The sequence below is a fragment of the Tenacibaculum piscium genome (genome assembly GCF_021390715.1).
In the GTDB taxonomy this organism is placed as follows: domain Bacteria; phylum Bacteroidota; class Bacteroidia; order Flavobacteriales; family Flavobacteriaceae; genus Polaribacter; species Polaribacter piscius.
In genome coordinates this window covers 163,585-184,207 of sequence record NZ_JAJGWT010000002.1, presented here as the reverse complement: position 1 = coordinate 184,207, position 20,623 = coordinate 163,585, and the positions used below count along the sequence as shown (strand labels likewise).

Here is a 20,623-nt window from a genome sequence, read left to right as displayed (position 1 = left end):
GACTAAATGTTAGTAACTAATGGTATCTTCTGAAAACTTTTTTTGGTTATTTCATTTATTTTTACAAAGCAGAATAGGTATAACATACACAACTTTTTTTATCATTTTATAATAAACATTTATCAACATAAAATTAACCCTTTGTTAACAATACAAGCTCAAATAGATATTAAGAATTTAGGGTTAATAACTGTTAATAAGTATTGTTAATAAGTATGATTATCCATTTATAATCAAGCTATTAAGTAGCTAATAAAATGTTAATAATTTTTAATAAGTCATATAGGCAAGTATTATGCCTTTTATTTATTGTAGCTATTAACATACTATAATAACAACCATTTTTATTTTTAAATTTTAAAGAAAGTTTTATATGATATAATAAATGTTAATAACATTTGTTGATAACGTTTTAGCAATGTTATTTTAACCCTGAAAATTGATAACAGTTATTTATCATGAATACCATAAATTTATTTGTACTTTGGTCTTTATTACAAATAAGACGAAAGATTCATGACCCGAAAGAAAAAAATATACAAGAAAAAAGGAAACGTAATTAAAGACTTAACCTTAAAGATTTTTAAAATATTAAAAGAAGATACTTCAAAAACATATAATTATAAACAAATTGCTAGTAAAATAGGAATTACAGATTCTGATGGAAAAAGTCAAGTGCTTAAAAAATTAGTGGAATTGCATGAAACTAAAAAAATAAAAGAACTTGATCGTGGAAAATATCAAATCAATGAAGATCGCAAATATCATGTGGGAACATTAGATGTAACATCAAATGGAAATGCGTATTTTATATGCGATGATTTTGAAAATGATATTTTTATTCCATCTATAAATTTAGGAAAAGGACTGCATCAAGATACCGTAAAAGTATATGTTTATAAAAAACGACGCGCTAGCAAATTAGAAGGCGAAGTCGTCGAAATAATGGAACGTAAAAAAACAACATTTGTTGGGGTTTTACAAATGAATAAAAATTTTGGTTTTGTAATTCCTGATAGTCAAAAAATGCAAGCCGATTTATTCATCGCTCAAAATAAATTAAACGGTGCCGAAGATGGCGATAAAGTAGTCGTAGAGATGACCGATTGGCCTGAAAATTCTAAAAATCCTTTTGGTAAAATTACCCAAGTTTTAGGAAAACCAGGAGAACATGAAACTGAAATTCATTCTATTTTATTAGAATATGGCTTGCCGTATGAATTTCCTGAAGAAGTTGAAAAAGAAGCTGAAAATTTATCATTAGAAATTACCGAAACTGAAATTGCTAAAAGAAGAGATATGCGTAAAGATTTAACCTTTACCATTGATCCAAAAGATGCCAAAGATTTTGATGATGCATTATCATTTACAAAATTAGAAAATGGTAATTATGAAATCGGAATTCATATTGCCGATGTATCACATTATGTACAGCCAAAAACAATTTTAGACGACGAAGCTTTTGATAGAGCAACCTCTGTTTATTTAGTGGATAGAGTAGTGCCGATGTTGCCAGAAATATTAAGTAACGGTGCTTGTTCTTTACGACCAAATGAAGAAAAATTAACATTTTCAGCGGTTTTTGAAATGAATGAAAAAACCCAAATCGTAAACCAGTGGTTTGGTAGAACGGTAACCTATTCCGACCAACGTTTTGCCTACGAAGAAGCACAAGCAATTATCGAAAACTGTACTTTATCAGAAAATATGGAAGCCTACGAAATGCCCGTAGATATTTCAATTACAGACCAAAGTTATCTAGTTACTCCAGCAATCGTTGAAGCGACCTTAAAACTAGATGAATTAGCCAAAAAACTACGTAAAAAACGTATGAAAGCAGGTGCTATTTCTTTTGATAGAGTGGAAGTAAAGTTCGATTTAGATGAAAAAGCAAATCCTATTGGCGTTTTCTTTAAAGAATCGAAAGATGCGAATAAATTAATTGAAGAATTTATGTTATTAGCCAATCGAAAAGTGGCTGAATTTATTGGTTTTTCTAAAGGAAAAGAAACAAAAAATACGTTTATATATCGTACACACGATGAACCAAATATTGATAAATTAGCTTCTTTACAAAATATTATCAACAAATTTGGCTATAAAATTAATACTGAAACTAAAGAGAAAACATCGCAATCATTAAATAAATTATTAAATGATGTACAAGGAAAAGGAGAAGCGAATATGGTGGAAACCTTAACGATTCGTTCGATGAGTAAAGCAGCTTATACGACCCAAAATATAGGGCATTATGGATTGGCTTTTGATTATTATTCGCATTTCACATCACCAATTCGTCGGTACCCTGATGTGATGACGCATCGTTTATTACAGCATTATTTAGATGGTGGAATCTCTCCTAAATCAGATGATTATGAAGTAAAATGTAAGCATACTTCACAGATGGAAGAATTAGCAGCAAAAGCAGAGCGTTCTAGCATCAAGTATATGCAGATAAAATACATGAAAGATCATCAAGATGAAGAATTTGAAGGTGTTGTTTCGGGAGTTACTGAATGGGGAATTTATGTGGAAATTATCGCCAATAAATGTGAAGGAATGGTGCGTATTAGAGATATCAAAGATGATTATTATATTTTTGACGAAAAACAATATGCCATTATAGGACAGTCATCAAACAATATTATTCAATTAGGAGATACCGTTGTTGTAAAAGTAAAAAATACCGACTTAGAACGTAAACATTTAGATTTTAATTTAATTTCTCATTAAAATATTAATGAGAATATTAATGAGAATAACACGAAGTAAAACAATAAAAAATAAATCGATGCAATAAAAAGGAAATTTTGTCTTTATAGTATTGGTACAATTATTGAACATCATATAATTGAATATAAATGTATCAAGTATTAAAACAATAGACAAAACAATAGACAAAACAACAGATAAAGGAACAGCTAAAACAACAGGTATGATTAAAAAAATAATCTTTTTAAGTTTGTTATTGATGCCTATTTTAGCATCGGCACAAACAACAATTACAACAACATTAGGGGATTTCTCTAAAGTAAAAGTATTTAATGGAATTGATGTTTATTTAGTTAAATCAGCCGAAAATAAAGTGGTTATTACAGGTGATAAATCAGAAAAAGTAATCATCAAAAATAAAAATAAGACCTTAAAAATATCGTTGCAATTTCCTGAAACTACTGCTGATGGCACTGTTAAAATAACACTGTATTACGCAGCAGCATTAAAAATAATTGATGCCAATGAAGGCGCAATTATCACAACAAAATTGATAGAACAGCCACAAATTGAAATAAAAGCACAAGAAGGTGCTTTTATTAATATGGTTGTAAATGTGAAACATTTAAAGGTTAAAACATCTTCAGGAGCTGTTATTAAGCTTTCTGGAACGGCTAAAAATCAAACTGTAGATGCTAATTTAGGAGGAATGTATCACGGATACAAGGTAACTGTTACTGATTTAAATTATGTTCGTGCAGGTTCAGGTGCTAAAGTAGAAGTAAATTCTGGTGAAACCTTAGACGCGAAAGTTTCTTTCGGAGGTTCTATTTTTTATAAAGGAACTCCAGAGATTGTCAAAGAAAAAAAAGTAATTGGCGGAGTAATTGAACACAGAATTTAATTTAGTACCTTTGTCTGATCATATCGATAAGTAACGGTACGTAGCCAAAATAATGATATTGATTATATTATAAAAATTAATAAAAATGATTTCACTTAGTATATTTTTAGGAATGATAGGCCCATTGCAAATAGCCTTAATAGTTGGATTAGCATTGTTAATGTTTGGAGGTAAAAAAATTCCAGAATTAATGAAAGGTTTGGGTACAGGTATCAAAGAATTTAAAGATGCTACCAAAGCTGAAGAAGAGCAAGAGGATGAGAAAGGTGAAAAAAAAGAAGAAATTAAAGCAACTTCTGAAGATAAAAAATAAGTATTTTTAATACATATAAAAAAACCGAAACGATACTCGTTTCGGTTTTTTTGTTTAATTTTTACCATTAAAATTTAATGGCCGTTCCTGAAGATGTTACCATAATCATTCCACCTTTAGGACCTATGGTTTCATAATCTAAATCGACACCAACAATAGCATCTGCACCTAATGCTTCAGCACGTTCTTGCATCTCTTTTAAAGAAGTATCTTTAGCCTCTCGCAATACTTTTTCATAAGAACCAGAGCGTCCACCAACAATATCTCTAATTCCTGCAAAAAAATCTTTGATGAAATTAGCGCCAATAATTGTTTCACCAGTTACAATTCCTAAATAGGCGGTTGCGGGTTTATTTTCGATAGTAGGGGTTGTGCTTATAATCATACTATATTTTTACTTAATTTATTTTGATTTATTTTTTTCTTCTAGTTGTTTTTTGTTTTCCTTCATACTTTCCCCTATTTGATTGGTAGCTGCAAAACTAGCGACCATATCATTTAACATAGAACTTGCTGCATTCGGATTGTTTGGAAGTAAAATCAGGTTACTATTGGTATCAGCACCAATAGATTGTAAGGTATCGTAATGTTGTGTAATTACAATTAATGCAGATGCTTCTTGTGAGTTAATTCCTGCTCTATTTAAAACCTCTACTGATTCTTCTAAACCACGTGCAATTTCTCTACGCTGATCAGCAATTCCTTTTCCTTGTAAACGTTTACTTTCTGCTTCAGCTTTGGCTCTTTCAACAATTAAAATACGTTGTGCATCACCTTCATATTGAGCAGCTGTTTTTTCTCTATCAGCAGCATTAATACGGTTCATAGCTTCTTTTACTTGCGCATCAGGATCAATATCGGTAACTAATGTTTTAATGATATCATATCCGTAAGTCATCATTGCTTCATTTAATTCTGATTTTACAGCAATGGCTATATCATCTTTTTTTAAGAAAACATCGTCTAAAATCATTTTAGGAACTTCGGCACGAACTACATCAAATACATACGAAGTAATTTGATCGTGAGGATAATCTAATTTATAAAATGAATCATAGACTTTTTCTTTTATAACCTTATATTGAACAGATACTTTTAGTTTTACAAAAACATTATCTAAGGTTTTTGTTTCAATAATTACATCTAATTGCTGAATTTTTAAACTTAGTTTTCCTGAAATTTTATCAACTAAAGGAATTTTTAAATGCAAACCTGATTGACAAATTCTGTGAAATTTACCAAAACGTTCAAGGATTGCCGCAGATTGTTGTTTGACGGTAAAAAATGATTTGAAGAAAATAAATAGTCCAATAATTATTATTGGATACAAATAATTAAACATAGTTTTAATTTTTTTAGTTAGTAATTTTTAAGCATTGGTTAAAGATACTATTTATAATAGATACTTATAGGAGGTTTTTCTTTAGTTTTGTTACAAATTTTTTATTCAAAAATAATTTAAAAATCAATTATATGGAAATTATTCAACAACACGGAACAGCTATTTTAATTTTACTTTTTTTAATCGTTACTTTTTTACAATCGGGTATTGATAAGGTTTCTGATTGGAGTGGAAATGTTGCTTTTATCAAAGAACATTTTAAAGATTCGCCTTTAAAAAATTCAGTACCACTTTTATTGATGGTAATTTTAGTGATGGAATTAATTGCAGGAGCTTTTATGTTTATCGGAATTTTTAATTTGATAACAATGAACGATGCTAATTTAGCATTATTAGGAGTTCAAATTTCGGCACTCTGTTTAATTTTTCTTTTAATAGGACAGCGATTGGCTAAAGATTATGCTGGAGCAATGTCGTTAGCAGTTTATTTTATCGTAACAGTTTTAGGAATGCATTTACTAAGTAATTAAGCTTGATTATTTAAATTATCATTGTTTTTTTTGATGATAAAATAAATAGCAATAATTTTTATTGATAAAAAACACCTCTTAAAACAAGTATTTAAGAGGTGTTTTGTTTTTTTTAGGTAAATTATATGTTTTATTTATTTTGATTATTAAAAACCACTTTAAAATAGTTTAAAATGATTTTAATTGTTTTTTATCAAATAAATTAAAGAAGAATACTCGCCTGATTTTTTTGCTTTCATATTTGATGTTAATCCTGTAAAAAAAGCACTAATTGGTTTTGATGTATTATTTTTATATTTTTCTGATAATAAAGAAACATAAAAAGCATCAAATTTCATCGGAAGTATTTTTACAACTTTCATATTAGTAGTTGCAAATATTTTTTTGATAGCCGTTTGCGAGAAATGCCATAAATGTCTTGGAACATCATAAGCCGCCCAAAATTCTTTATATTTTTTTGCGTCGTAACTTTTATAATTTGGCACTGCAATAATTAAAACACCGTTTGGTTTTAATAATTTTTTTAATTGATTTGTATATTCAATTAAATTAGGGATATGTTCTAAAACATGCCAAAGAGAAATAACATCAAATTGTTTTCCTTTATAGTTAGAAATATCTTCTTGAAGCTCAATATTTTTTTTTGAAGCAAAGTTTCTAGCTTTTTCTGATGGTTCAACACCTGATATTTTCCAATTATTTTCTTTACAAACTTTTAAAAAATCACCAGTACCAGCACCAATATCTAAAATTGTTTTTTCTTCGGAATTAAAAGAATTTATCAATTTTAATTTTTGCTTTAAAGTATGATTTTTTACTAATTGATAGGCTTTATCAAACAGCGTTTTTTTACTATCAGTATGTGAAATATAGGTTTCACTTACATAGTAATTTTCTAAATTTTCAGGAACAGGTGAAGTAACAAGCATATCATATTTCTTGTTATACATTACTTCGTAACTTTCATCAGAAACCGTATGATCGATACAATTTAGTAATGGTGTAAGATTTTTGTAAAGCTCTTTTGTTGTTTCCAATTTTTTATTTTTTATGATGTTCTAAGCTAAATATTGATGCTTTATTATTGCAATAATACGTAAAAAAAAACGCTCCATACGGAACGTTTTTTTATCATTTTTATTTTATTATCTTCCCATGTAAACTAATAAAACGGAAATATCACTTGGTGATACACCACTTATTCTACTAGCTTGCGATATTGAAGTTGGTTGAATTTTGTTTAATTTTTCTCTAGCTTCATGCGATAATGAATGAACTTTATTAAAATCGAATTTAGCAGGAATTTTAACTTTTTCTAATCGATTTAATTTATCGGCATTATTTTTTTCCTTTTCAATATAACCAGAATATTTCAAATGAATTTCAACTTGTTCAATAATTTCTTGATCCATATCATTTTCTTGTAAATAATTTTCTAGTTTTTCAATAACTCTAAAATCATTAAATGTTAATTGCGGTCTTGTGGCAATTTTAAATAATTTTACTGATTGATTAACTAAACTAAGTCCTTTACTTTCTAAAATAGGATTTACCTCTTCTTGTTTAACGCTTAAATTTTCTACAAATTTAACAAGAGCGGCTGTTTTAATTCTCTTATTTGTTACTCTGTCTAATCTTTCTTTAGATGCTAAACCAAGATTATAAGCTATTTCTGTTAAACGTAAATCAGCATTATCTTGTCGTAATAAAGTTCTATATTCAGCACGAGAAGTAAACATTCTGTAAGGTTCTTCTGTACCTTTTGTAATTAAATCATCAATTAAAACTCCAATATAAGCTTCACTTCTTTTTAAGATAAAAGGTTCTTTATTTTGAGTTTTTAAAGCTGCATTTACACCAGCCATTAAACCTTGTGCAGCTGCTTCTTCGTAACCTGTAGTTCCGTTAATTTGTCCTGCAAAAAATAAATTTTCAATTAACTTAGTTTCTAAGTTGTGTTTTAATTGCGTTGGCTGAAAGAAATCATATTCAATAGCATATCCAAAACGTAAGAATTTCACATTTTCAAAACCTGCAATATGTCGAATTGCTTTGTCTTGAATATCTTCAGGTAATGATGTAGAAAATCCGTTTACATAAATTTCTACGGTGTTCCATCCTTCAGGTTCAACAAAAACCTGATGACGTTCTTTATCAGCAAAACGATCAATTTTATCTTCTACCGATGGGCAATATCTTGGTCCTGTCGATTTAATTCTACCATTAAACATTGGCGAACGATCAAAACCTTCACGTAAAATATCGTGTACTTTTTGATTTGTATATGTTAAATAACAAGAACGCTGTGTGGTTAATTTTTCAGTAATTGGTAAGTAAGAAAATTTCTCAGGATTTTCATCACCAGGTTGTTCTGTCATTTTAGAAAAATCTAAAGAACGACTATCAACTCTTGGTGGAGTTCCTGTTTTCATCCTTCCAGATTCAAAACCTTTTTCAACTAAATCTTCAGTAATTCCTGTTGAAGCACCTTCACCAGCTCTACCACCGCCAAATGTTTTTTCACCAATATGGATTAATCCATTTAAAAAAGTACCCGCAGTAATAATTACTGTTTTTGCTTTTATTTCTAAACCTAAGGCTGTTTTTACGCCAACAATTTTATTTTCATCAAAAATTAATCCGTTAACGGCATCTTGATAAAAATCTAAATTATCGGTTTTTTCAAGCATATTTCTCCAACATTCTGCAAATTGCATTCTGTCAGATTGCGCTCTAGGACTCCACATTGCAGGTCCTTTTGATTTGTTAAGCATCTTAAATTGAATCGCCGTTTTATCGGTTACAATGGCGCTGTAACCACCTAAAGCATCAATTTCTCGTACTATTTGTCCTTTCGCAATACCACCCATTGCAGGGTTACAGCTCATTTGAGCAATATTTTGAAGGTTCATTGTTATTAGTAATGTGTGCGCTCCCATGTTTGCACTTGCTGCGGCAGCTTCACTACCAGCATGTCCACCACCTACTACAATTACATCGTATGTTGTATTAAATAAACTCATTTTTTAATGCTGTTCCATGTGGAACGATTTTAGTTTAAATTTAAAAGTTTTAAAGAATCATTTTCTTTAGTACGCATTAGTTGTTTTTCTTCATCCGTTTTATCTTTGTACTTCATGTAGTGTAATACGCCATGAATAATAACTCGGTGCAATTCGTTTTCAAATAACACATCAAACTCTTTTGCATTTTCTTTTACTCTTTCAATCGAAATAAAAATATCTCCACCAACTAATTTTCCTAAGGTATAATCGAAACTAATAATATCTGTTAAGGTATCATGTTGTAAAAACTCCACATTCATTTTATGTAAATAGGTATCATCACAAAAAACATAGTTTATTTCTCCTAATTCGAAACCTTCTTTTTCGATACAATTTAAAATCCATTGTGCCGTTTTTTCTTCGTTTTTTAGTTGAAAATCGGTTTCGTAATTAAATGCAATCATGTTATTTTAGTTGTTTAAAAATACTATTTTTAAGTATTATTTGTTGCTTTTAGGAAGGCTAAAATACTCTTGAACCTTCTTTTTATAATCAGGTTGCAAAGGTAATGATTGTCTATTTAATATTTCTGTTTGGTTATAAAACAACTTCTTAAACTTTAATTCTTTAGCCGATTTACTATTAAACTCTTTTAAATTAGCGTCAGATTTTCGTTGTTTATCTTTATTTTGTTCAAAAGTGGCTTTATCTAATTTCAACAATTGATAGTTTAATTGTTGCATTCTGTCAATGCTTTGTTGGGTAAAACCTTTTTCTAAAATGTCGTTTTCTAATTGTTCCATTTTTTTTATGGCTTTTTTAGCATTTCCATTTCCGTTATTACCTTGTTTTAAAGCTTCTTCTAATTGCTGTCTTAATTGCGATTGTTCTTTATAAATTTGATACAATTCTCCATTTAATTTTTCGCCTTGTCCTTCGCCTTCACCTTCTTTGCTTCCTTTTTTCTCACCAGGTTTATTTCCTTTCTTTTTACCTCCTTTGCCATCTTTAGGTTTTCCACCTTTTTTCTTTTTCATTCCATCTTGCATCTTTTTCATTAATTCACCTTGCTTTTTAATGATGTCAGGAAGGCTAAAAGATTTCCCTTTTCCCTTTCCTTTTCCGCTACCAGGTTTTGGGTTTTTCATGGCATCAAGCGTGCTACTTAACATATCGGCTAAGGCATTTGCGGCAGTCATTATATATCGTTGATTTGTAATTCCATTTTGAAATTTATTATCGGCAAAATTTTCTAATGATTCATCTAAATTATAATGAGCTAAAGAAAGTTGATCTTGAATTTTTGAAGATATTTTAGGATTTTTCATCGATAAAACAAATAAACTATCATCAATATGTTCAAAATAAGTTTTAAGTTGAAATTGCTTTTGTAAGTTTTTTCCGAAGTTCGGATGTGAAGAATTACTTTTTGAAAACACAGTCATTAAGGCTTCTTGGTTAAAAGAAAACATAATTAAATTTTCTAAAACCTGACGCAAACCTTCCATGTTTTCTTCTTCAGATTCTGCGCTCATTTGTTGCATTGATTTTTGCATTTTCTGAGCCATCTCTTCCATTTTTTCGGAAGCTTTTTTCTGATTTTTTTTCGATTCAGGTTCGTTTTTCTTTTCTAAATTTTCTTTTGCTTTGTTTAATTCTTCTTGCGTTTTTTTCGCTAAATCTTCCATTTTTGGAATTTCCATTGGAGATTTTAAATTTTTATTATCTTTTTTAAGTTCGTTTAGCTCTTTTTTAACTTGCTGAAAATCTTTGTTTATTTTTTGTTGTTCTTCTTTTATTTTTTCTTCGGAAGCTTTTTTATCAGCTTCTTTAGATGTTTCTTTTTTACTTAAATCTTTTTGTTTTTTTGATAAATCTTTTAAGTTATCAGCTATTTTTTGCATTTTTTGTTCCATATAAAAACGCTTGGTCATTTCTAAAATACGCTCTAAACTTTTTTCTTGTTGTTTGTTTTGTTCGGCTAATTCTTTAGTTTTTTTCAGTAAATCTTCTCTATTTAATTTTTCGGCTAACTTTTCAAGTTCGTCTAGTAATTTTTGTTGTTTATCTAATTTTTTAAGCTCTTCAATTCGTTTTTTTAAGTCTTCTTTCTTTTCTTGTAAGGCTTCATTTTTCTCTTTTTTCTCCGAAAAATTTTCTTTTAAATTATCAGTTTGTCGTTGCATCATTTTTTTATATTGATTTTGACGCTTAATTAAACTTTCAATTTTTTTCTGATTATTCCAGTTTACATTTTTCTTATTTTGAAGCTCAAATTGAATTTTTTCTAATGATTTTTTATCTTCTTTTTGCTTACTTAAAGACTTTTCTAAATTTTCAATATGATTACGTTGTTCTTGTAAAAGTTCCGTTTCAATTTGATTTTTTGTTTTTTGTTGATACGAAAATTTCTGACTTTTAGTCTTTTTACTACCGTTGATAATATCGTTATCAAACACTTGAAAATAGAGTTCGTAATCGATACCTTTTTGTAAATTCAAGCTATCAGGAAATTCAAAAAAGAAAGTTTGCAAGGTGTTTTTAGTCAGTTTAATTTTTTTGAATTGCTTATTTTGTTGATTATTATTTTTATCATAATAAACCAATTCTAATTTTTTGAAACCATAATCATCAGAAATTTGACCTACAAACTGCGCATTTCCACGTGATATACTATCAATATTAGATTTTACATTAATTGTCGGATGTTCATCTTTAGTAACTCCAATCGAAAATTGTAATTTTTCGTAATCTTTTAAATTTTTATTGGTCGTTGTAATTTTATAATTGATTGCTTTTTTTATCTGTTTTTTTAATTGAAATTTATTTTTATTATCCTTTAAAAAAGCAAATCGTTTGTTATTTGAAAGTAAATGAACGCTATCCGTTTCAGAAGTTTTAACATCCCATTTTACAATTGTTCCTTGTGGAACAATTATATTTCCTGTGTTTTTAATGATTTCATTTTTCTTTTTGATATAGTTCGGATACGTTAAATGCAATGAAATATTTTGAATCGAAGGCGTATTTATTACCGCTATTTTAAAGACACCCGAAGTAATACCATTTGCACTTGCATAAAAATCAACAGGCTTTTGTACTTGTGTAAAAGTGTAAGAAAACAAACCATTTCCTTCATTTTTGAAGAAATATTGTTGTTCATTAAAATGAATTTTTGCTTGTTCAGGAATAGCTTTTCCTGTTGTTTGCACATACACAGTAATATCTTTTTCTTTTATAACAGTCAAGTTTTTTGAGGTGATATTAAAGTGAAAATCGGCGGGAGCTTTATAAGCAACCGAATGATTTACAACTCTATTAAAACTTTCAGATAATTGTTGAGAAGTACCTGTTAAAAAAAATAATCCCCAAATAATTAAGGGAATTAAAGCATATTTTAAGTAGCGAATATTAGTTTTAAAATCGATTGCTTTGTTAAAAGAAATAGGTTGTATTTCTTCTGATTTTTGATTAATACTTGCTATTAATAAATCAGATTTAGTGTTATTTTGTTTTAATTGAAGCAGATTTAAAAGTTTATCTTGTACTTCAGGAAAATGATTTCCTATTATTTTTGATGCTTCTTCAAAAGAAATTCCTTGTTGTAAACCGATGATTTTAAAAATCGGAAAACAGATAAATCGAACAAATAAAAATAATTCAACAATAATAAATATCCAAAATAATAGGGTTCTAGCAGTGGGTTTCAGCCATAAAAAATACTCTATAAATAAGGTGAAAAATAAATATATTAATCCTAAAGAAATAAATAAAATACTTCCTTTTATCAATTTATTAGTGTAGAATTTTCTACTAAATTGTTGTAGTTTTTGTTCGATGTTATTAAAGTTCTCCATATCAGTTTATAAAAGTACTATTTTTTAAACGTGTTTACAGATAATAATAACACGTGATTTTTAATTAAAGATATAATATTTTACAGTAAAATTAGATTATCAACTATATTTGTGCCTTCAAATCAACAAAAAATGACTGATAACGTAAGAGTACGCTTTGCTCCTAGCCCAACAGGACCTTTACATATTGGTGGTGTAAGAACCGCTTTGTTCAACTATTTATTCGCTAAAAAATATAACGGAACTTTTGTGTTACGTATCGAAGATACCGACCAAACTCGTTATGTTAAAAATGCCGAACAATATATAGTTGATGCCTTAAAATGGTGTAATATTCCTTTTGATGAAGGACCAGGAAATAATGAAAAATTCGGACCTTATCGTCAGTCAGAACGTAAAGAATTATATAAAGAATATGCCAATATCTTATTAGAAAAAGGATGGGCATATTATGCTTTTGATACTGCTGAAGAGTTAGATGCTCATCGTAAAAATCATGAAGAAAACGGAAAAACGTTTACTTATAATTGGCATAATCGTCAAAAATTAAACAGTTCATTAGCACTTTCATCAGAAGAAGTAGAAGCTAAATTAGCTGCAGGTGATAAATACGTTGTTCGTTTTAAAACGCCACAAGATGAAACCTTGATACTTGAGGATGAAATCCGTGGGAAAATTAAAATAGATACCAATGTTTTAGATGATAAAGTATTGTTTAAATCGGATGGAATGCCAACCTATCATTTAGCAAATATTGTTGATGACCATTTAATGGAAATTTCACATGTTATTCGTGGTGAAGAATGGTTACCATCAATGGCATTACATATTTTATTATATCGTGCTTTTGATTGGGAAGCGCCAAAATTTGCACATTTACCGTTAATCTTAAAACCTGTAGGAAAAGGAAAATTAAGTAAACGTGATGGTGATAAATTAGGATTCCCTGTATTTCCATTAGAATACACCAACGAGCAAACTGGTGATGTTTCAAGAGGATATAAAGAAGATGGTTATTTTAACGATGCTTTTATAAATATGTTAGCTTTATTAGGATGGAATCCTGGTACGGAGCAAGAAATTTTTTCATTAGAAGAATTAGTGGAAGCTTTTGATTTAAGCAGAGTTAGTAAATCGGGAGCGAAATTTAGCCCAGACAAAACAAACTGGTTTAATCAGCAATATTTACAGACAAAATCAAACGAAGAATTAACCGCTTTATATATTCCTATTTTGAAAGAAAAAGGAATTACTGCGGATGAAAATTTCACTCAAAAAATTGTTTCATTAATAAAAGAACGTGCTACATTTGTAGCCGATTTTTGGGAATTATCAAACTTTTTCTTTGAAAATCCATCAGAATATGATGAAAAAGCAGCTAAAAAACAATGGAAAGAAACTACTGGCGAATTAATGCAAGAATTAATTACAGTAATTTCTACTATTGAAGAATTCAATATAGAAAACGCACAAACCGAAATTAAAGGATGGATAACATCCAAAGAAATTGGTTTTGGAAAGGTAATGCAACCGCTTCGTTTAAGCTTAGTAGGAAAATTAGCAGGACCAGATTTATTTGATATTATGACTTTAATTGGTAAAGAAAATACGATTGCAAGAATTAAAAATGCGATTGAAAAATTGTCTTAAAAAAACATCAAAATAAATAGATAGAAAACGCCACTTTGTAATAAAGTGGCGTTTTTATGTTTTATAAAGATGTTTTAATAAATTATTTAAATTGATTGTAATTACAAGAAGGTCTTGATTTTGAGGCACGACGGCTTCTATTATTACTATCATACATCCAACTCAATCTAAAAACAACACCGAGCGTTCCTTGAATATGAGAACGCATACTTTCAGAAGTTTCTAACGAATATTTATAAAATAATTGAGGATTGATTCCTATTTTATCACTAACCCAATAAATTCCTCCCGCACCAATATTTATTGTCGGACTTATTTTTCGATCAGAATCTACGGCACTTAATCCCGTAAATACATACGGACTAAATTTTTTAAAAACCGCATCAAAATGATATCGTAAAGAACCATCTAGTGAAAAATAACGTGCCGTATTACTCATAAAACCAACATCATCAATACTATTGATTGAAAGAGCTCCATCTACCGATAAACGCTTGCCAATTGGTATGGTTAAACTCATCGCAGGTAATTGAAACATGTTGTTATCACCTATAAAATCGGCATCACTATTGCTGAACTTTGTAACGCCCATACCAAGGGTTATTTGCCAAGAATTATGTAAATTTTGTGAACATACAGGCATCGAAATCATTGTGAAACAAAGTAAGGCAAACAGTAAAAATTTATTTTTCATCAATAGCAGATTTTTTAACAATAAGTTGATTAACGGCAATTTAACATAAAATTATTAAATAGCATTCACTTTTTTTATTGCTAAGGTAAAATCTTCTAAATCATTGTTATTCATCACTAAGAAAATTGCTTCATCACACACTTTTTCTACATTATCATTTGGAAAATGTAAGGCAACAGCTACTTTTTGTAGTAAGGAAACTTCTTTTTTATCGATATGTTCATCAGCATATAACATTCTTGTTAAACGAAATAAACGTTCAATACGTTCTTCATAACTCACCGGTGGATTTACAGGAAATTTCTCAGGATTCTTTAAAATTGCTGTATATTCAGTAGCATCAATGTTTAATTTTTCAGCAATTCTTTCTAAGAATTGTTGTTCTTTTTCTGTAATAACACCATCAGTAGTTGCCATTTTTACAACACTTGCAAAGTGTCCAATTTCTTGTTTGTGTTTTCCACTAGAATATAAATCTGATATTGACATTTTTTTTGTTTTAATAAATTTTTAAATTATGATAACTACTTAAATAGCTAGTTCTAGCTACTTGGCAAAGATTAAAAAAAAGTTATGAAAAAACCTTTACAAAAGCTAATAAAAGTTGATAAATATATTTTAATAAATAATTTTTTGCTGATTTATTTTAGTAAAAGTGTATTTTTAAAGATAAAAGATAAAAGATAAAAGATGAAAATACTTCATACTGCCGATTGGCATTTAGGACATCGCTTGCATGAACATTCGCAATTGGAAGAGCAAACCTTGTTTTTAGCGTGGATAGAAAATTATATCAGCAATGAAAAAATAGATTTGCTTTTAATTTCAGGTGATGTTTTTGATAATGGTTCGCCGTCTAATCAAAGTTTAGCGATGTATTATAATTTTTTGATAAAGTTAAAATCAACCACTTGTAGCCAAATTATTATTACAGGCGGAAATCATGATTCGCCAGGAACTTTAAACGCTCCCAAAGAATTATTAAATGCCTTATCAATAAAAGTAGTGGGAAAAGCTACCGAAAAGATTGCTGATGAAGTTTTTGAAATAAATATAAATGATGAAAAAGTACTTATTGGCGCTGTTCCGTATTTGCGTGATGGCGATATTAGGCGTGCCGTTGCAGGCGAATCTTTTGATGATTTAACCGATAAATATAAAAAAGCTTTAATCAATCATTATCAAGAAATCGCTATTGAATCTGAAAAAATAAATAGCAGCAATGCGCCCGTTATTGCTATGGGACATTTATTTGCTACCGGTGGTTCGGTTTCTGATAGCGAGCAAAATATTTATGTAGGAACTTTAGGGCATATTGGCGCTCAAGATTTTCCAACGTATTTTGATTATGTTGCTTTAGGACATTTACACAGACCGCAAATAGTTGGCGAAAATGATAAAATCAGATATTCAGGTTCTCCAAATATTTTAAGTTTCAGTGAACTTACTTATGATAAAAAAATCATTGTTTTAGAAATATCAGCAAATAAAATCAGTAATATTGAAGATGTTATAGTTCCTAATTTTAGAGAATTTTACAAATTAAAAGGAAGTATGGAAGACTGTATTGCCAAATTTCCAAGTATTATTTCGAATTCGTATCAATTAAAACCTTGGGTAGAAATTGTTTTAGATGAAGATAATACGATACAAACTGATGAATTAAAAATAGCTTCCGAAGCATACGATTTTGAAATATTAAAAATCACCTTAAAAAATCAACGAAAAATAAAAGGAATTGAAGAGTTATTAGCCGATGCAACCTCCATAAAAGAATTAGTTCCTACCGAAGTTTTTAAATTAAAATGCGAAGAAATGGATTTTGATTTAGACCAAAATCAGCAAGTTTGGGACGCTTTTAATGAAGTTTTACAAGCAGTTAAAAATCAATAAAAATTAATATTCTTTATTCGTTATGAAAATTTTAAAGATAGCATTACAAAATATAAATTCGTTAAAATCAGAAACGCCAATTGTTATCGATTTTGAAAATGAAAACTTTAAAGACGTTGGTTTATATGCCATAACAGGTGTTACAGGCGCAGGAAAAACGACTATTTTAGATGCCATTACAATCGCTTTATATCAAAAAGTCCCTCGTTTTAAGGATACAAAAGGATCTTTAATTGATGTAGTAAGTCATGGTGCAAATAATGCTTTTACCCGCATTACTTTCGAAAATAATAATTTTATTTATGAAGGATATTGGGGAATCCAACTTGCAAATAAAGCGGGTAAAAAATATACAAATCCAAAAGAAGAGGTGAGCTTAAAAAATTTATCTACGGATAAAATAATCGCCACTCAAAAAAGAAAATATATTGAAGAGGTTCAAAAAGTAACCCAATTAAATTACGATCAATTTTTACGCTCTGTATTATTGGCACAAGGTGAATTTGCCTCTTTTTTATCAGCAAAAGGACCTGATAAAGGAAAATTATTAGAGCAAATTACAGGCGAACAAATCTATAAAAAAATTGGTGAAGAAATTTTAAATAGAAAATCATCCGAAGAAAAAAAATTAGCTATAATTAAAGCAAAAATTAATGCTGATGATATTTTATCGAAAGAAGAAAAAGAAGCATTATTAGAAAAATCAGCAATTTTAACAACCGATATTGCTAAAAATGAAGCCGAAATAACAAAAATTACAGCTGTTATTAATTGGTATATAAATTATCAAAAATTACTTGAAAAAGATATAATTTTTGAAAAAGAAACTGAAAAACTTTCTCTTTTTATTGATAATTATAAACAAGAATTAAATCTATTATCGTTACATGAAAAAGCATCTCCTTTTATAGAATTGATTCAGAGTTTTAAAAGAAATGAGAAAAATAATATTGATAAAACTAATCAAAAGAAAATATTAGAAGATGAATTAATAAAGCTTACGCCTAAAATTGAAAGCTTCAAAAATCAAGTTAAAAATGAAACAACAGCTTTAGAAAATACAGATAAAGAGTTTGCTATTTGGTTGCCGAAATTTGATAAAATTACAAAGTTAGATGCGCAATTAAAAAATGAAATTGATATTACTTTTCAATCATCTGAAAAATTAAAAGACTTAAAAGTAGAAATTACAAATTTTGAAACTAAAGAAAATAAGCTAAAAATAAATTTAGAGAAATTAAAAGGAACTATTAAAATTGATGAAAAAAATCTAACTGAAAACAACTTTTTATTAGAAGTTAAAAATCATATTTCTAGTTGGAATTCAGATTTAATTACTTTAAAATCAAATAAAAAAATCTTAAAAGAAAATGCTGTTTTTATTGATGAAAAAAATGAAGAAGTAAAAAAAACAAAGATATTTTTAAAAGAAAAAAATAATTTTTTATCTAAAGAAAATACCGAAATTGAAAAGCTTGAAAAAGAAATTTTAGATAAAAACACAAAGTTATCAAAAAATAATAGTACTGATTTATTTGCAAAACAAAAACAACTTGCTACATCAGAAAATAATTGGAAAGAATTTAAAAGTTTATCCGAAGAAATTACAAAAAATGAGAAAGAACAAACTGAAAAAATAGCTCAAAAAGCAACTTTATCAACGGAGTTAATCAATTGTAAATTAGAAATTGAAAAGTTTGAAACAGCTATTTCAAAACAAGAAATAGCAGTTAAAGATGCTGAAAAAATTCTAAACTTAGAAAAAAGTATCGCTAATTACGAAGCTGACCGTCAAAAATTAAAAAAAGGGGAACCTTGTGTTTTATGTGGTTCAGAAGAACATCCGTTTGCAGAAAATTTGGAAGTTATTGGAATTTCAGAATCTGAAAAAATACTTATCGAAAGAAAAAATAGTTTAAGAAATTTAGAAGAATCAAAAGTAGCTTTAAAGATAAAAGAAACACAATTAAATACCAATATTGAAGCTTTAAAAACTCAACTAAATTCGATTTTAGAGGATGTAAAAAAACTAAAATTAAAATCTTCTGAATTGCCAATTTCTTCTGATTTAACAAATATTACTGAAATTAATATAGCGTTAAATTCAATATCGGAAGAACTAAAAGTACTTGATAAAAACCTAAAAATAGCACAAGAATTACAAATTGATAAAGATAGTTTATCTAAAAAAATTGAACTTAAGAAAAACGAAGTAAATACACTTAAAACAGCCGTTGCAACGCTTACCGAGAAAAATAAAAATGCCACTGCTGAAATAACATCTAAAGGTAAAATAACGGATGAATTAACGATTACTTGTAATAAGTTAGAAAATACTTTAAAAACTAATTTAGCCAAATTTAAGTACGAATTACCAGCTATAAATCAGGCGGATTTATTTATCGAAAATATTGAAAAATCTGTTACTGAATATTTAAAAATTCAACAAAATTTAGAGGCTTTAAAATCCGAAGAGAAAGTAAATAATCTTGATTTAGAAAATACTAAAAAACAAGTAGAAAATTATACAAAAACGCAAAATGAATTTCTTCAAAAAAAATCAGTATCTGAAAATAATACGAAGCGTTTAAAAGAACAACGAAATAGTATTTTACTATCTGAAATTACCGTTGAAAATAAACGTGAAAATTTACAATTAGCACGTAAAGATATTTTTGAAAAACTAGAAGCTAGTAAAAAAACTAGTCAAAAATTATCAGATGTTAAATCGGTAAAAGAAGCGTTAAAAGTTAAAAATAATCAAGATTTAAAAGTTTTATCCGAAGAAATAAAAAGTTTAGAAATTGATTTTAATAAACAACTAAAAAATAGTGATTTTGAATCGAAAGAAGCTATTGAAAAGGCGTTGTTATCGAAAGAAAATATTTTAAAATTTAGCGAGAATAAAGAGCAAATCAACAAAAAACAAGTTGAATTAAAAACGCTAAAAGAAGAGAATATAAAAGCAAAAGAAGTTTTAAATACTGCTAGAAATTTTGAAGTTTCTGAGGAAGATAGCAAACTAAAATTAGCTGATTTTCAACAAAAAAACAAAGATTTTTTAACTGAAAAAGGAGAAATTTCAGAGGCTTTTAGAAAGGACAAAGAAATACAGGATAGAAACCAGGATATTTGTCAAAAAATTGATGCTCAAACCGCTATTTGTAACGTTTGGAAGCAGTTATTTAAAATTATCGGGAACTCAAAAGATGCGTTTAATATCTATGTGCAACGTTTAACTTTAAAGCATTTATTAGACCTCGCCAACGTGCATTTGTACAAATTGAACAAGCGTTATTCCTTGAAAATGGAGGATTTATACAAGCAAAAAGAGGAGCTTAATTTTAATTTAATCGACCATTATCAAACCGATCAGGCTCGATTGGTAGATACTTCGAGTGGTGGCGAAAAGTTTATTATTAGTCTTGCCTTGGCATTAGGATTATCGGATTTGGCGAGTAAAAATGTGAAAATTGATTCGCTTTTTATTGATGAAGGTTTCGGAACTTTAGACAGCAATACGCTTGAAACGGTAATATCAACCTTAGAAACTTTACAAGCACAAGGAAAAATGATTGGGATTATATCGCATGTCGAAAACCTGAAAGAACGTATTCCGACGCAAATACAGATAACCAAAAAAAGTAACGGGGTTAGTGTTTTGGATGTTGTGTAATAAAATATTAAAAAAATAAACCACGTATATTTGTGTAAAATTTTTAT

Annotated in this window: 15 protein-coding genes; 7 read left to right on the top strand and 8 right to left on the bottom strand. The window is 28.4% G+C overall.

Features of this window, described 5'->3' with window-relative positions:
* The first annotated feature begins 516 nt into the window (after positions 1-516).
* The 3 genes from rnr to L0U77_RS02960 all read left to right on the top strand — a co-directional run bounded on the left by rnr (position 517) and on the right by L0U77_RS02960 (position 3,929).
* The gene (gene rnr, locus L0U77_RS02970) at positions 517-2,733 is read left to right on the top strand and encodes a ribonuclease R (protein WP_233900712.1); all 2,217 of its coding nucleotides are present in this window, start codon (positions 517-519) and stop codon (positions 2,731-2,733) included.
* A 118-nt stretch (positions 2,734-2,851) separates the two neighbouring features.
* Positions 2,852-3,616 carry a head GIN domain-containing protein gene (locus L0U77_RS02965; RefSeq protein WP_233898904.1) on the top strand — a complete coding sequence of 255 codons (765 nt, stop codon included), beginning with the start codon at positions 2,852-2,854 and terminating at the stop codon, positions 3,614-3,616.
* Between the two features lie 85 nt (positions 3,617-3,701).
* A complete protein-coding gene (locus tag L0U77_RS02960; RefSeq protein ID WP_101918517.1) occupies positions 3,702-3,929 on the top strand; it encodes a Sec-independent protein translocase subunit TatA/TatB in 228 nt (75 codons plus the stop codon).
* Positions 3,930-3,996: 67 nt separating this feature from the next.
* On the opposite strand, the gene L0U77_RS02955 is transcribed toward L0U77_RS02960, so the two are convergent.
* Positions 3,997-4,314, bottom strand: a complete 318-nt coding sequence (locus tag L0U77_RS02955) for a heavy metal-binding domain-containing protein (protein ID WP_233861637.1) — start codon at positions 4,312-4,314, stop codon at positions 3,997-3,999.
* An 18-nt stretch (positions 4,315-4,332) separates the two neighbouring features.
* A complete protein-coding gene (locus L0U77_RS02950) occupies positions 4,333-5,271 on the bottom strand; it encodes an SPFH domain-containing protein (RefSeq protein ID WP_233883211.1) in 939 nt (312 codons plus the stop codon).
* 131 nt (positions 5,272-5,402) lie between these two features.
* Between L0U77_RS02950 and L0U77_RS02945 the strand changes: the two genes are divergently transcribed.
* Entirely contained in the window at positions 5,403-5,801 is a 399-nt protein-coding gene (locus tag L0U77_RS02945; protein WP_101913996.1) for a DoxX family membrane protein, read from the top strand.
* A 179-nt stretch (positions 5,802-5,980) separates the two neighbouring features.
* Here L0U77_RS02945 and L0U77_RS02940 read toward each other — a convergent pair whose 3' ends face one another.
* The 4 genes from L0U77_RS02940 to L0U77_RS02925 form a co-directional block, all read right to left on the bottom strand.
* The gene (locus L0U77_RS02940; protein ID WP_233900711.1) at positions 5,981-6,838 is read right to left on the bottom strand and encodes a class I SAM-dependent methyltransferase; all 858 of its coding nucleotides are present in this window, start codon (positions 6,836-6,838) and stop codon (positions 5,981-5,983) included.
* Positions 6,839-6,946: 108 nt separating this feature from the next.
* On the bottom strand, positions 6,947-8,824 hold the full coding sequence (mnmG, locus tag L0U77_RS02935; protein ID WP_233900710.1) for a tRNA uridine-5-carboxymethylaminomethyl(34) synthesis enzyme MnmG: 1,878 nt from the start codon (positions 8,822-8,824) through the stop codon (positions 6,947-6,949).
* Positions 8,825-8,853: 29 nt separating this feature from the next.
* Positions 8,854-9,270, bottom strand: a complete 417-nt coding sequence (gene ybeY / locus L0U77_RS02930) for an rRNA maturation RNase YbeY (RefSeq protein ID WP_233900709.1) — start codon at positions 9,268-9,270, stop codon at positions 8,854-8,856.
* A 36-nt stretch (positions 9,271-9,306) separates the two neighbouring features.
* Positions 9,307-12,663, bottom strand: coding sequence for a DUF4175 family protein (locus L0U77_RS02925; RefSeq protein ID WP_233900708.1), 3,357 nt, complete (start codon positions 12,661-12,663; stop codon positions 9,307-9,309).
* Positions 12,664-12,795: 132 nt separating this feature from the next.
* Here L0U77_RS02925 and gltX point away from each other — a divergent pair, with 132 nt between their 5' ends.
* Complete coding sequence (gene gltX, locus L0U77_RS02920) at positions 12,796-14,313, top strand: glutamate--tRNA ligase (protein WP_233897601.1); 1,518 nt, start codon at positions 12,796-12,798, stop codon at positions 14,311-14,313.
* 82 nt (positions 14,314-14,395) lie between these two features.
* Here gltX and L0U77_RS02915 read toward each other — a convergent pair whose 3' ends face one another.
* Together L0U77_RS02915 and L0U77_RS02910 are read right to left on the bottom strand one after the other, a co-directional pair.
* Positions 14,396-15,007: an outer membrane beta-barrel protein gene (locus L0U77_RS02915; RefSeq protein ID WP_233900707.1), complete on the bottom strand. Its 612-nt coding sequence runs from the start codon at positions 15,005-15,007 to the stop codon at positions 14,396-14,398.
* A 54-nt stretch (positions 15,008-15,061) separates the two neighbouring features.
* Entirely contained in the window at positions 15,062-15,496 is a 435-nt protein-coding gene (locus tag L0U77_RS02910) for a tellurite resistance TerB family protein (RefSeq protein ID WP_101918525.1), read from the bottom strand.
* 201 nt (positions 15,497-15,697) lie between these two features.
* On the opposite strand from L0U77_RS02910, the gene L0U77_RS02905 reads away from it, so the two are divergent.
* Together L0U77_RS02905 and L0U77_RS02900 are read left to right on the top strand one after the other, a co-directional pair.
* The gene (locus tag L0U77_RS02905) at positions 15,698-16,900 is read left to right on the top strand and encodes an exonuclease SbcCD subunit D C-terminal domain-containing protein (protein ID WP_233900706.1); all 1,203 of its coding nucleotides are present in this window, start codon (positions 15,698-15,700) and stop codon (positions 16,898-16,900) included.
* 22 nt (positions 16,901-16,922) lie between these two features.
* Positions 16,923-20,576: an SbcC/MukB-like Walker B domain-containing protein gene (locus L0U77_RS02900; protein WP_233900705.1), complete on the top strand. Its 3,654-nt coding sequence runs from the start codon at positions 16,923-16,925 to the stop codon at positions 20,574-20,576.
* The last annotated feature ends 47 nt before the right edge of the window (positions 20,577-20,623 follow it).

What these genes read in the sequence shown, in the direction of transcription:
- rnr (WP_233900712.1), top strand. Translation starts at nt 517, where the DNA reads ATGACCCGAAAGAAAAAAATATACAAGAAAAAAGGAAACGTAATTAAA.
- L0U77_RS02960 (WP_101918517.1), top strand. Translation starts at nt 3,702, where the DNA reads ATGATTTCACTTAGTATATTTTTAGGAATGATAGGCCCATTGCAAATA.
- L0U77_RS02955 (WP_233861637.1), bottom strand. Translation starts at nt 4,314, where the DNA reads ATGATTATAAGCACAACCCCTACTATCGAAAATAAACCCGCAACCGCC.
- L0U77_RS02950 (WP_233883211.1), bottom strand. Translation starts at nt 5,271, where the DNA reads ATGTTTAATTATTTGTATCCAATAATAATTATTGGACTATTTATTTTC.
- L0U77_RS02945 (WP_101913996.1), top strand. Translation starts at nt 5,403, where the DNA reads ATGGAAATTATTCAACAACACGGAACAGCTATTTTAATTTTACTTTTT.
- mnmG (WP_233900710.1), bottom strand. Translation starts at nt 8,824, where the DNA reads ATGAGTTTATTTAATACAACATACGATGTAATTGTAGTAGGTGGTGGA.
- ybeY (WP_233900709.1), bottom strand. Translation starts at nt 9,270, where the DNA reads ATGATTGCATTTAATTACGAAACCGATTTTCAACTAAAAAACGAAGAA.
- L0U77_RS02925 (WP_233900708.1), bottom strand. Translation starts at nt 12,663, where the DNA reads ATGGAGAACTTTAATAACATCGAACAAAAACTACAACAATTTAGTAGA.
- gltX (WP_233897601.1), top strand. Translation starts at nt 12,796, where the DNA reads ATGACTGATAACGTAAGAGTACGCTTTGCTCCTAGCCCAACAGGACCT.
- L0U77_RS02915 (WP_233900707.1), bottom strand. Translation starts at nt 15,007, where the DNA reads ATGAAAAATAAATTTTTACTGTTTGCCTTACTTTGTTTCACAATGATT.
- L0U77_RS02910 (WP_101918525.1), bottom strand. Translation starts at nt 15,496, where the DNA reads ATGTCAATATCAGATTTATATTCTAGTGGAAAACACAAACAAGAAATT.
- L0U77_RS02905 (WP_233900706.1), top strand. Translation starts at nt 15,698, where the DNA reads ATGAAAATACTTCATACTGCCGATTGGCATTTAGGACATCGCTTGCAT.
- L0U77_RS02900 (WP_233900705.1), top strand. Translation starts at nt 16,923, where the DNA reads ATGAAAATTTTAAAGATAGCATTACAAAATATAAATTCGTTAAAATCA.